This is a genomic window from Streptomyces sp. SID486, assembly GCF_009865385.1.
GTDB lineage: Bacteria > Actinomycetota > Actinomycetes > Streptomycetales > Streptomycetaceae > Streptomyces.
Map to the genome: position 1 here is coordinate 1 of NZ_WWJT01000476.1, position 12,232 is coordinate 12,232.

At 73.5% G+C, this 12,232-nt stretch carries 11 protein-coding genes; 5 read left to right on the forward strand and 6 right to left on the reverse strand.

What is annotated here, in order from left to right:
• Positions 1–117: 117 nt before the first annotated feature.
• A complete protein-coding gene (locus tag GT045_RS22575; RefSeq protein WP_161289661.1) occupies positions 118–897 on the reverse strand; it encodes a DeoR/GlpR family DNA-binding transcription regulator in 780 nt (259 codons plus the stop codon).
• A 204-nt stretch (positions 898–1,101) separates the two neighbouring features.
• On the opposite strand from GT045_RS22575, the gene GT045_RS22580 reads away from it, so the two are divergent.
• The gene (locus tag GT045_RS22580; RefSeq protein WP_161289658.1) at positions 1,102–1,983 is read left to right on the forward strand and encodes a sugar isomerase; all 882 of its coding nucleotides are present in this window, start codon (positions 1,102–1,104) and stop codon (positions 1,981–1,983) included.
• Positions 1,984–2,017: 34 nt separating this feature from the next.
• The gene (locus tag GT045_RS22585) at positions 2,018–2,878 is read left to right on the forward strand and encodes a ketose-bisphosphate aldolase (protein ID WP_161289655.1); all 861 of its coding nucleotides are present in this window, start codon (positions 2,018–2,020) and stop codon (positions 2,876–2,878) included.
• A 349-nt stretch (positions 2,879–3,227) separates the two neighbouring features.
• On the opposite strand, the gene GT045_RS22590 is transcribed toward GT045_RS22585, so the two are convergent.
• Positions 3,228–4,361: a methyltransferase gene (locus GT045_RS22590; protein WP_161335247.1), complete on the reverse strand. Its 1,134-nt coding sequence runs from the start codon at positions 4,359–4,361 to the stop codon at positions 3,228–3,230.
• A 67-nt stretch (positions 4,362–4,428) separates the two neighbouring features.
• Here GT045_RS22590 and GT045_RS22595 point away from each other — a divergent pair, with 67 nt between their 5' ends.
• Together GT045_RS22595 and GT045_RS22600 are read left to right on the forward strand one after the other, a co-directional pair.
• Positions 4,429–5,079 carry an alpha-ketoglutarate-dependent dioxygenase AlkB gene (locus GT045_RS22595; RefSeq protein ID WP_161335248.1) on the forward strand — a complete coding sequence of 217 codons (651 nt, stop codon included), beginning with the start codon at positions 4,429–4,431 and terminating at the stop codon, positions 5,077–5,079.
• Positions 5,080–5,355: 276 nt separating this feature from the next.
• Positions 5,356–6,603 carry an ROK family protein gene (locus GT045_RS22600; protein WP_161289167.1) on the forward strand — a complete coding sequence of 416 codons (1,248 nt, stop codon included), beginning with the start codon at positions 5,356–5,358 and terminating at the stop codon, positions 6,601–6,603.
• A gap of 327 nt (positions 6,604–6,930) precedes the next feature.
• Here the strand turns inward: GT045_RS22600 and GT045_RS22605 are convergent, their stop codons facing one another.
• Complete coding sequence (locus GT045_RS22605) at positions 6,931–7,668, reverse strand: NIPSNAP family protein (RefSeq protein ID WP_345942724.1); 738 nt, start codon at positions 7,666–7,668, stop codon at positions 6,931–6,933.
• Positions 7,669–7,809: 141 nt separating this feature from the next.
• Here GT045_RS22605 and GT045_RS22610 point away from each other — a divergent pair, with 141 nt between their 5' ends.
• A complete protein-coding gene (locus GT045_RS22610) occupies positions 7,810–8,853 on the forward strand; it encodes a WYL domain-containing protein (RefSeq protein ID WP_161335249.1) in 1,044 nt (347 codons plus the stop codon).
• Between the two features lie 61 nt (positions 8,854–8,914).
• On the opposite strand, the gene GT045_RS22615 is transcribed toward GT045_RS22610, so the two are convergent.
• The 3 genes from GT045_RS22615 to GT045_RS22625 form a co-directional block, all read right to left on the reverse strand.
• Positions 8,915–10,399, reverse strand: a complete 1,485-nt coding sequence (locus tag GT045_RS22615; RefSeq protein ID WP_161335250.1) for an alpha/beta hydrolase — start codon at positions 10,397–10,399, stop codon at positions 8,915–8,917.
• Positions 10,400–10,530: 131 nt separating this feature from the next.
• Positions 10,531–11,343, reverse strand: coding sequence for an inositol monophosphatase family protein (locus GT045_RS22620; protein WP_161335251.1), 813 nt, complete (start codon positions 11,341–11,343; stop codon positions 10,531–10,533).
• Between the two features lie 123 nt (positions 11,344–11,466).
• Positions 11,467–12,232: phosphotriesterase (locus GT045_RS22625; protein WP_161335252.1), on the reverse strand; the 766-nt coding region annotated here is incomplete at its 5' end.

The window sequence follows — 12,232 nt, forward strand, 5'->3', positions numbered from 1 at the left end:
GCCGGGCCGGCTCGCCCGCCCGCGCCCGGCGTCGGGCGGGCGTCGTTCCGGAGGCGGGCGCGCAGGCGGAACGGCCGTGGCCGCGCCGGGAGTACGGGTCCCGTCATCGCGCCGGGGTCACACCGCCAGGACGCGGACGCCGGCCTCCTCGAACCGCCGTACCGTGTCCTGTTCCACCGCCGTGTCCGTCACCAGCGTGTCCACCGGTTCCACCCCGCAGATCCGGGCGAACGCCCGGCGGCCCAGCTTGCTGGAGTCGGCGGCGACCACCACGCGCTCGGCCCGGTCGCACAGCAGACGGTTGATGGCGGCCTCCGCCTCGTCGTGCGCCGCCGCTCCGTGCGCGACGTCGAAGCCGACGACACCGAGCACGGCCACGTCGAGCGTGATCTGGCTCAGCACCCCGTCCGCGAGCGGACCGATGAGTTCGTACGACTGCGCACGCGCCACCCCGCCCGTCACCACGATCTTGAACTGGGGTCGCACGGCAAGCTCGTTGGCGATGTTCAGCGCGTTGGTCACGACGGTCAGCGCCGGGGAGCCGGTGGCGAGGTCGCCGCGCACGGCCAGCGCCCGGGCCACCTCCGTGGTGGTCGTGCCACCGGTCAGCCCCACCGCCTCGCCCGGCGCCACGAGTTCGGCCACCGCCTTGGCGATGCGCTGCTTCTCGGAGGCGCGGCGGGCCGTCTTGTAGCGCAGCGGGAGTTCGTACGACACCCCGTGCACCACCGCTCCGCCCCGGGTGCGGACCAGCATCTGCTGTTCGGCGAGCTGGTCGAAGTCCCGGCGGATCGTCGCCGCCGACACCGCCAGCTCGACGGCCGCCTCCTCGACGTCCAGCCGGCCGCGCTCGACGAGCAGTTCCAGCAGCGCCTTCCAGCGGGCGTCCCGGGACATCCGCAGCCTCCGTTCCCTTTCCTCCGGACGGTCCTCCGGCCGGCCTGCCGGGGGCGACCTCGCGATCGCACTCCGGCCGGCTCTTCCGGCCGCCTCCGGTCTTCCCGGTGACCCTAGCGCACCCGGCCTTGCGTCCAGATGCTTGATTGTGTTCGAAAGCTCGCTATATCTTGCAGGAACAATCAGCAAGGGGAGGGTGTGGGCATGACCCATGTCGAGAACGAGCTGAACAGCCAGCCGGAGTGCTGGATACGGGCGGCCGAGGAGGCGGGCCGGTACCGGGGCGCACTGCCGGAGCGGGGGGAGCGGGTCGCCGTCGTCGGGTGCGGGACCTCGTACTTCATGGCCCAGGCGGTGGCCGCCCTGCGCGAGGGCGCCGGGCAGGGCGAGACCGACGCGTTCGCCGCCTCCGAGTTCCCGTACGGGCGGCGGTACGACCGGGTGGTCGCCCTCACCCGGTCCGGCACCACCACCGAAGTGCTGGAACTCCTCGCCGGGTCGGCCGGGCGGGCACGTACCACCGCGATCACCGCCGACCCCGACACCCCGGTCATGGCAGCCGCCGACGACCTCGTCGTGCTGGACTTCGCCGACGAACGCTCCGTCGTCCAGACCCGGTTCGCCACCACCGCACTCACCCTCCTGCGCGCGCACCTCGGCCTGCACACCGACGCGGTCGTCGCCGACGCACACACCGCCCTCGCCGGCCCCTTGCCCGAAGGGCTCGTCGACTGCACGCAGTTCACGTTCCTCGGTCGCGGCTGGACCGTCGGACTCGCCAACGAGGCCGGGCTGAAGATGCGCGAGGCGTCCCTCTCCTGGACCGAGGCGTACCCGGCGATGGAGTACCGGCACGGCCCGATCAGCGTCACCACCGAGGGCACGGCCACCTGGATGCTCGGCCCGGCGCCCGAGGGGCTCGCCGCACAGGTCCGCGCCACCGGCGGGACCTGGATCGACGGGGACCTCGACCCGCTCGCCGAACTCGTACGCGTACAGCGGCTCGCGGTCGCCGTCGCCGCCGCGCGAGGGCTCGACCCCGACCGGCCGCGCCACCTCACCCGCTCGGTGATCCTCGCCCCCTGACGTCCGCCGGTCCCGCCCAGGAAGGACACCCCTCGTGCCCCTCGTGCCCACCGGCGAGCTGGTCACCCGGGCTGCCGCAGCCCGCTCCGCCGTCGCCGCGTTCAACGTCATCACCCTGGAACACATCGAGGCCGTCATCGCAGGCGCCGAGTCGGCCCGCGCACCCGTGGTCCTCCAGGTCAGTGAGAACGCCGTCAAGTTCCGGTACGGCCGGCTCCTGCCGCTGGCCCGCGCCGCCGTCGCCGCCGCCGAACAGGCAGCCGTCCCGGTCGCGTTGCACCTCGACCACGTCCAGAGCGACGACCTGATGCGGCAGGCGACCGACGCCGGGTTCGGGTCGGTCATGTACGACGCGGCACGCCTGTCGTACACCGAGAACCTCGCCGCCACCCGGGCCGCCGCCGACTGGGCGCACGGCCAGGGGCTGTGGATCGAAGCCGAGTTGGGGCAGATAGGAGGCAAGGACGGCAGACCCCCGCTGGACGCGCACGCGCCCGGCGCGCGTACCGACCCCGGCCGGGCACGGGACTTCGTCGCCGGCACCGGTGTCGACGCTCTCGCCGTCGCCGTCGGCAGCGTGCACGCCATGACCACCCGCACCGCCCGGCTCGACCACGGACTGCTCCGGCGACTGTCCGCGGCGCTGACCGTACCGCTCGTCCTGCACGGCTCCTCCGGAGTGCCGGACGACGCGCTGGCCGCCGCGGTCGGCGACGGTATCGCCAAGGTCAACGTCGGTACGGCGCTCAACGCCGCCATGACCGGCGCGATCCGCGCGTTCCTCGCCGCCCACCCCGAGGCCGTCGACTCCCGGAAGTACCTCAGCGTCGGCCGGGACGCGATGGCGCGCGAGGTGACCCGCATCATCGGCGTCCTCGCCCGCGCCGGCACCTGACCGGCCGCCTCCTGGAGAGCAGGTGCCCCGGGCCGCGACCCAGGTCAGCGACCGGCCCATGGCCGTGCGGCGCCACGGCCGGGCGGCCCGTGGCGCACCAGAGGGCACGCACCGACGCCTAGTGCCCGGCCGTGACGCTCCGGGCGCCTCGTGTCCGGCGGTGGCGCTCCGGGCGCCTAGTGTCGGCGGTGGCGCTCTGGGCACCTCGCGTCTGGCGGTGGCGCTGCGGGCGCCTCGTGTCCGGCCGTGCCGTCCCGGGCACCTCGCGCCTTGCCGTGCCGTTCCTTCTCGTCCGGCCGTGGCGGCCCGGGTCACTTCGTGCCCTGCCGTGGCGCCCCGGGTGCCGGTCCTACCCCCTCTTGACGGCCTTCAGCACCACGAACTTCGGGTCGCTCGCGACGAGCCCGCTGTTCCCGAACAGCCGCTTCAGCTTCACGTGGTAGCCGAGGTGCCGGTTGCCGATCACCCACAGCTCGCCGCCCGGACGCAGCGCGCGCTTCGCCCCGGTGAACATCCGCCACGCCGTGGCGTCCGTGGTCGCCTGGTGGGAGTGGAACGGGGGGTTGTTCAGGACCAGGTCGACACTGTCCGGCGCCACCCCGGCCAGCCCGTCCCCGACCCGGAACTCGGCGTGCCCCGGCACCCCGTTCGCCTTGTACGTCGCCTCCGCGGAAGCCACCGCCTGGAACGACTCGTCCACGAACAGCACCTCGGCCGTCGCGTCGGCCAGGGCCACCGCCGTACCGACCACACCGTTGCCGCAGCCGAGGTCCACCACGCGCCCGGCGCCCGGAGCGGGCAGGTGCTGGAGGAGGAAGCGGGTGCCGATGTCCAGCCGGTCGGCGCAGAAGACGCCCGCGTGGTTGACCACCGTGTGCCCGGACACCGCACCGACCCCGTCCGGGACGGCGTAGCTGAACGGCCACGGGTTCGCCGGCCGCTCCAGCGCCGGGTCCGGGGTGCAGAGGATCAGCCGGGCCTTCTGCCGGGCCAGGGACGTCCGGGTCGGCCCGAGGATCCGCTCGAACAGCTGGAGCGTCGAGGTGTGGATCTCCTTGACCATCCCCGTGCCGATCACGACCGTGCCCGAGTGCACCGCGGGCGCCAGCCGCAGCAGCTGGTCCTCCAGCAGTGCCAGGCTCTTGGGCACCCGCACCAGCAGCACGTCCACCCGCTCGGGCGGCGGCTCCTGCGTGGTGAGCAGCCGCACCGCACCCGGTTCCACACCGGCCCGCGCCAGGTTGGCACGGGTCGCCTCCTGGCTCAGGAAGGAGTCCGTGATCTGTGTCGGCCGGTGTTCCGCCAGCGCGGTGACCAGTGCGCCCCAGCGGTCCCCGACCACCACGACCGTGCCCGTGAGCGGCACTCTCTCCTCGGCGAGGTGGTGCAGCAGGTACGCGTCGGAGGCGTCCCAAGCACGCAGCCGGTCGCGCGGATCCTCGGGGAAGCGGGTCAGCTCGACCTCGCCCCACGGTGTCGTCATACGGTCGCTCATCGTGCGTCCAGGCTAGCCGAGCCGCAGATCAGAGCCCGTGGGGCAGGATGGGGGCATGGAGGGCGAGCTGTTCCCACGGGGGCGCGCGGAGGTGGCGCCGGGCGCCGTGCACGTCCCGGACTGGCTGGACCCCGAGCGGCAGCACGCCCTGCTCGCCACCTGTCGGGAGTGGGCACGGCCCCCCGCCGGGCTGCGTACGGTCCGCACCCCGGGCGGTGGCACGATGACCGCCCGCCAGGTGTGCCTCGGCTGGCACTGGTACCCGTACGCCTACGCCCGCACGGTGGCCGACGGTGACGGCAGCCCCGTGAAGCCGTTCCCGGACTGGCTCGGCGAGCTGGGCCGGCGCGCGGTCGCCGACGCGCTGGGCCGGGCCGCCGTACCGGCCGCGCCCTACGACATCGCGCTGATCAACTTCTACGACGGCGACGCCCGCATGGGCATGCACCGGGACGGCGACGAGCGGACGGACGCCCCGGTGGTCTCACTGAGCCTCGGCGACACCTGCGTGTTCCGCTTCGGGAACACCGAGACGCGCGGGAAGCCGTACACCGACGTGGAGCTGCGCAGCGGCGACCTGTTCGTCTTCGGCGGACCGTCCCGGCTCGCCTACCACGGCGTGCCGCGCGTCCGCCCGGGCACGGCGCCGCCCCCGCTGGACCTCGCGGGCCGCCTGAACATCACCTTGCGGGTGAGCGGCCTGTAGCCGGGTCTCGCGGGCGAGCGGCCTCAGTCGGCACTCTGCCGTTGAAGCTGCCCGTGGCGGCACCTCGCGGTCGAGCGGCCTGCGGCCGACAGCCTGCCGTTCAAGCTGCCCGTGGTGGCACCTCGCGGGCGAGCACCCTGCGGCCGGCACCCTGCGGGTGAAGCGGCCCGTGGCGCCCCTCGCGGCGAGCGGCCTGCGGCCGGCACCTCGCGTGGGAGCGGCCTGGAGGCGGCGGCACAGGACGCACCGGATGCGGATCATGGGAGACTCGCCCTCATGAGCGGCAAGGCGGAACCCCGGACGGCGGGGGAGAGGACCACCTCGAGGGCACGGCTGGACCGGGGGCGCGGGGCACTCGGACCGGCGCTGGAGCTGGTGCACACCGGACGCGCGCCGACCCGGGCCGTCCTCACCGCCGAACTCGGCGTCACCCGGGCCACGGCCGGCGCGGTGGCCGCCGAACTGGAGGCACTGGGCCTGATCCGGGTGGACGCCCGGCCCGGCTCCGCGGCCGGCTCCCAGGGCCGGCCCTCGCACCGGCTGGAGGTCGCCGAGGACGGCCCGGTGGCCCTCGCCGCGCAGATTCACGCCGACGGCTTCCGGGCGGCGCTGGTCGGTCTCGGCGGACGGATCGTGGCGACCGCGCCGGGCTGTGAGACCGTCGACGCCGACCCGGCGAAGGTGCTCGGCTCCGTGGTCGAGGCGGGCGCGGAACTGCTGCACAGGACCGGCCGGCGCTGTGTCGGCGCGGGGCTCGCCGTGCCGTCCGCCGTCGCCGAACCCGACGGTCTGGCCCTCAACCCGCTGCACCTCGCCTGGCCCGTAGGCGCGCCCGTCCGGCAGATCTTCGCCGAGTGCGTGCGTGCCGCCGGCATCGGCGGACCGGCGTTCACGGGGAACGACGTCAACCTCGTCGCGCTCGCCGAACACCGGCACGGCGCCGGCCGGGGCGCCCGGGACCTGCTGTGCGTGGCCACCGGCCACCGCGGTGTGGGTGGCGCGCTGGTCCTGGACGGCCGTCTGCACACCGGCAGTTCGGGCCTCGCGCTGGAGGTCGGCCACCTGACGGTCAACCCCGAGGGCCGGCCCTGCCACTGCGGCAGCCGCGGCTGCCTGGACGTGGAGGCGGACCCGCTGGCCCTGCTCGTGGAGGCCGGCCGAGAGCCGGGCCCCGAGGTGTCGCTGCTCCGGCAGGCCGACGACCTGCTGCGCACCCGGTACGACGACCCGGCCGTCCGCACGGCCGCCGAAGCCCTGATCGACCGCCTCGGCCTCGGACTGGCCGGCCTGGTCAACATCCTGAACCCGGACCGCATCATCCTCGGCGGCCTCCACCGCACCCTGCTGGACGCCGACCCCGGTCGGCTGCGCGCTGTGGTCGCCGACCGCAGCCTGTGGGGCCAGAGCGGCGGCGTCCCCATCCTGCCGTGCACGCTGGACCACAGCAGCCTGGTCGGCGCGGCGGAACTGGCCTGGCAGCCGGTGCTGGACGATCCGCTGCGGGCGCTGGCCGGGGGCGGCTAGCCGCGGGCGAGGCGCTCAGGCCGGCCCTCACGGAACCCCGATGCCTCCGCAGGGCCCGCCGACGCCCCCGGGCCGCCGCCCCGGCCACGTCCGCCGACGCCCCCGGGCCGCCGCCCCGGCCACGTCCCCCGAGGCCGACGTCGTGCTCACGCCCAGCGGCCAGTTCACGGCCACCGGCGTGGTCACGTCCAGGGCGGTGCTCGCGGCCACCGGCGTGCTCACGCCCAGCGGGGCCGCTGACGTGCGGCGGGGCTGCGCGATGACTCGGATGCCGGTTCCGCGCGCTGCACGACATGGGCCTGGCACCGCCGGCCGCATGGGAGCAGGTCAGGAAACGAGTGAACGGCCTGTGGGCGCCAACCGCAGTGTCCGGGGAGGTGCTGTCTGCTCCCGCTCGATGCCCGGCAGGATCTCGTCCTGTGCGACGGGATGGGCCAGTACATCAGCCAGGTGCTGTCGACAAGCGCTCTCGTCGGGGTACGACGTGACGACCACGGCGACGTTTTCGCCGGTGCGAACCGGCAGCCGGGGGAAGGTGTTGTCCGCCGTCTCGGAGGTGAGGGCGGCGAGCGGCGCGGGGCCCGTCTCGCGGAGCACGGGCAGGAGACCGTCGCGGATCAGTGCGATGCCGTCGTGTCGTCGGGGAGGGAAGGACCACACGGTGGCGGACACGAACCGGTTCGGTGCCGGAGCACCGGGTTCGGGCCGCTCGGAGGGACAGACGGCGAAGCCGCTCCCGCGTGACAGGGGACGCAGCAGGAGGACGTCGTCGGAGTCGGCCATGGTGGCGTTGGCCTGGGGGCCGTGCTCGGCCCAGACGGGACCGCCGTAGAAGGCCGTCAGTGCCTGGTGCCGTACCGCCATGTCCCTGAACCCGCGCAGCCAGACGAAGCGATCCGGGTCGTCGAGGTCCCGGAACTGGCCGAGTACGGCCATCCCGGCCGCTTCCTGGGTCTCGACGAACTCCCGGTCGAACAGCTCGATCAGTTCGTCGCGCCGACCGGGTCGCAGCGTGTACTGGCGAAGCTCCAGCACGGTGGGGCGGTTGGCAGGGTTGATGGGCACGGCAGGCTCCTGTGCGGTTCTCTGGTGCGGTTCTCTTGTGTGGGCGCGGCTTTCCGGCTCGTCCGGCCGGAGCCGGGTGCGAGCCGACGGTAGGAGACCCGTGTGCCAGGTGCTGTCAGGGTTTACGGGGAGAATGCGCCCATGTCTGCTGGCCGACTGCTTTCGGTGCTGCTGTTGCTGCAATCCCGCGGCCGTATGTCCGCGCGTGGGCTCGCCGACGAGCTGGGCGTGTCGGTGCGGACCGCTTACCGTGACCTGGCGCGTCTGCAGGCATCTGGGGTCCCCGTCTATGCGGAGCCGGGCCGCGCGGGCGGATATCAGCTGGTCGACGGCTACCGCACCCGCCTGAACGGGATGAGCGAGGGCGAGGCGCGGGCGCTGTTCCTGGCCGGACTGCCAGGTCCCGCCGCCGACCTGGGGCTCGCGGCGGAGGTGACGGCGGCACGGCTGAAGCTGCTGGCCGCGCTGCCGACGGGACTGCGTGAGGAGGCCGCGCGTACCGCGGCCGTCTTCCACTTGGACGCTCCTGGCTGGTACCGGGAACCCGAGCAGACGTCGTACCTCACCTTGCTGGTCGACGCGGTGACCAAACAGCGTGCGATAGACGTGCACTACCGCCGCTGGCGCGCACCGCAGGAGGTGCACCGCCGCCTTCGCCCCTACGGCCTGGTGCTCAAGTCCGGCGTCTGGTACCTCGTCGCCGCCACGAAGAACCGGACCGCGACCTACCGGGTGACGCACATCCTGGAAGCGACGCTCACGGACGAGCACTTCGACCGGCCGAAGGACTTCGACCTGGGCGCGTACTGGACTTCCTACCTCGACGATTTCCGCACACGCCGCTTCACCGGCACAGCCACCGTCCGCCTGTCCCCACGAGGACGCCGACGCCTGCCCGACAACCTGCCCCCGGAGGTGGTGCGGGCAGTCGACGTCACCGCGACCGCCATCGGGGACGAGGGATGGGTCGAGGCGGTCATCCCGACGGAGAGCACCGAGCATGCATGCGGTGAGCTGCTGCGGCTCGGTATCGACGTCGAGGTCGTCGCACCGGCCGAACTGCGTCAAGCCATGGCCGACACGGTGGACGTACTCGCCAGAACCTACGGATCCGCCCGCGGGCAGAGGCGGCCGGCTCACCCACCGGCGACGCCGACCGGGACAACCCCGCAGACATGCACCTGAGAGGTAACGTCACCGCGAAGCGCCCCATCCCCTCCCCGGACGGATCCGGACCGGGACGCTGTCAGGACGGTACGGCAGGGCAGCTGGTGCCCTGTGGCGGGACTGCCAGGTCGGTGAGGTAGCTGTCCACGGCGTGCTCCATACAGGGGCCGCTGGTGACACTGCCGTGCCCCTGGCCCTCGTAGGTCAGGAGCACGCCGCTGCGGCCGAGCTGCCGGGCCACCGAGACCGCCCACGGGTAACCTGTGGCGGGATCGTGCAGCGCGTTGGAGACCAGGACCGGCGGGGAACCGTGCACGTCCAGCCGGTGCTGCGGGTTGGCGGTCGGCGCGCCAAGGCAGGCCGCTGCCATGTGGATCGGCAACAGGTAGGGCAGGTCAGGCGCGGTCCTTTTCATCATGGCCACCACCGAGGCGTACTCCCGGTAGTCGCGCACCGGCAGGTGCCAGTCCGAGCAGAAGACCGCAGTGGCCGAGGGCAGCGGCGCGGGCGAGGTGGGTGAAGCGGGCAGCGGCTTGCTCGCCTCCATCTCCGCGATCGCCGTGGCCAGGCCCGCGTGGTCGGCCGCGTAGAACGCGCGGAACGCGATCTTGTTGACCAGGTCCGAAGACGACAGCGAGGTGCCCGGCTTCGCCGGATCCTCCAGCGTGCCGCGGCCGGCCCGGGTCAACAGGTCCTGCCAGACGACGCGGACGTCGCGGCCGTGCAGCGCGCATTCGGCAGCACCGTGGCACCACTTACGGAACTCCTGGAAGGAATCCTCCGCCGTGGCGGCCTCGGCCCGCAGGAAGCCTCGGGTGGTCGCGACGCTGTGGTCCATGACGCTTTCCAGCACCATCGCGCGCACGCGGCGCGGGTAGGTCTCGGCGTACTGGGCCCCGAGCAGCGTGCCGTACGAGCTGCCGTGGAAGGTGAGTTTCCGCTCGCCGAGGGCGGCACGGAGGGCGTCCACGTCCCGGACCGTCTGGGCGGTGTCAAGGTGGTCGAATACCGGACCGGTGCGGGCCCGGCAGTCCGCGCGCAGCCGCCTGTCGTACGCGACGGTCGTCTCGAAGTCCGCCTGGCTCTTCAGCACTGGTGACGGCCGCTGGGCAAGCAGGCCGGCCGAGCAGGTCACCGGGTTGCTGCCGCCCACGCCGCGCGGGTCGAAGCTGACGATGTCGAACCGGCGCCGCACCTCGGGACTGAACCGGCTGACACGCCCCACCACCATCTCGACACCCGAGTCGCCAGGGCCGCCCGGGCCGAACACCATGGAGCCGACGCGTGCGCCGGGGTCGGTGGCCTTGCGTCGGGCCACGGCCAGACCGAGCCTCGGCCCATCCGGGTGGGCCCAGTCGACCGGCACCGAAAGTGTCGCGCACTCGGCTCCCGGATCCTGCCGGTCGCCACACGGAGCCCACCGTAAGGCCCCGGTGGCAGACGGCGACGCGTGGACGGCGGGAGCGGCGGCAAGGCAGGTGGTGAGGGCCGTGACGGCTCCCACGGTCATGGCCGTGCCCCGGGCAACGATACGCCGCAGTGCGGATCTACCCCTTGACGGCATGGGTCCTCCCCCTGAAGACAGCAGTGGTGTGCGGGGTGCGGACGCGGCCGGGCACCCATCGTCACGTTAGGTGCACCGTCGGCCGTGTGGTGCCCCTCTCGGGGGCTTTTCCGGGTCGGGTCAGGGGCCGCTCAGGGGCCGCACCAGTTCCGGCTACGCACCATCGACATCAGCAGCCCGTGGGTCTCGTCGTCGGCGGCGACCACAAGCCCACGACCTGCCTCGTCGACCGGGGCACCGTCGATCCCGGTGACAACGCAGCCGGCTGCCCGGCACAGAGCAATACCGGCCGCGAAGTGCACGCTCCTGGAAAGGTCGCCGCCGTCGGTGACATACGCGGCTCGCTTTCCGGCAGCGACCCAGGCCAACGCCAGCGTCGTGGACACGACCCGAGGCCGGAACCGTTCGGTGAACACAGGGTGAGCCAGCAGATCCACGGCCCGGAATCCGGGCGCACTCGGGAACGGCGGATCCAGGTTGACGTCCACCAGCCGGGTAGCGGGCGAAGGGGCCAGCAGCGCGTCGTCGGCCCCGTCACGCCGCACCCAGGCGGTCTCCCCGTCGGTGAAGAAGACCTCGCCGCTGAACGGATCGGCCACCGCCGCCGCCCCGTCACGCAGGGCCACGTTGACGGCCACCAGCATGTGGCCGACGGCGTAGTTCAGCGTGCCGCACAGAGGATCCACCAACCACTGGCGCACAGCGCCGACGGCGCCCTGCTGCCCGCCTTCCTCGCCGAGCACCGCGTCGTCGGGGCGCGCGGCACGAATGACGCCGAGGATCGTCCTCTCGGCCTCCACGTCGGCGGCGGTGGCAAAGTCCCCGGCGCCCTTGTCGATGCGTTGCAGCCGCCGGCCGTACATGTCGCGGACCACGTCCGCGCCGGCCCTCGCCCCGGCTATCGCGACTTCGGCATCGTCGGAACCCGCGTATGAGTTGATCACGCCGCGCAGACTATCGAGACGGAGCCACCCCCCCGGCGGACCTTCCCGGGCGGAGCGCTGGCGGGGGGCTCGCGTCCAGGGGGCTGCTCACGGCCGGGGGACTGCTCGTGTCGAGCGGCGTGTTCAAGCCCAGTCGGTCCCGAACGCCCGTCCTGGATGCTCCGTGAGCATGCGGTCCACCAGGTCCGCGCCCACCGCCTCCGCGAGCCGGGGCCGTACCCGGCGCAGCAGGTACGGCATGCCGGGCCCGCCGTCGACCGAGCGTGCCCCCGCGACCACGGTGTCCCCGCCGAGCAGCAGCCGGTCCCCGAACCCCGCCTCCGCCAGGTCCCGTAGCGCCTCCGGCATCCGCCAGTCGGTAGCGTGGTGGGCGCGGGACGGCCCGTCGAACGCCAGCCAGCAGCCCGACGCGGCGGCCTGCCGGTGCGTGACCGGGTCGGGGCTGCGGTTGAGGTGCCCGAGGATCACCCGGTCTCCGGGCACCCCCAACTCCCCGCACAGCAGGTCCAGTACGTCCAGTGCGCCGGTGCCGAGCTCCAGGTGTACGGCGATGGGCGCGCCGGTGGCATGGTGCGCCTCGGCCGCCGCGGTCATGGTCCAGCGGGCATGGGCGTCGAGCCCGTGGAAGCCGCCCGCCACCTTGATCAGACCGGCCCGCACCCCGGTCGTACCGATGCCCTCGGTGAGTTCGGACACGAACAGCCCGGCAAGCCCCCCGCCGCGCAGTCGGTCGAGTGACTCGGCGTCGTAATGCGCGGCTTGGTGCAGACCGGTGGCGCAGACGATCCGCACCCCGGTCGCCCGGGACAGCGCCGGCAGGTCCGCCGCCCGCCGCCCCATGCCGTGCGGCGTCCACTGCACCACGGCCGCGCCGCCGGCGGCCCGGAAG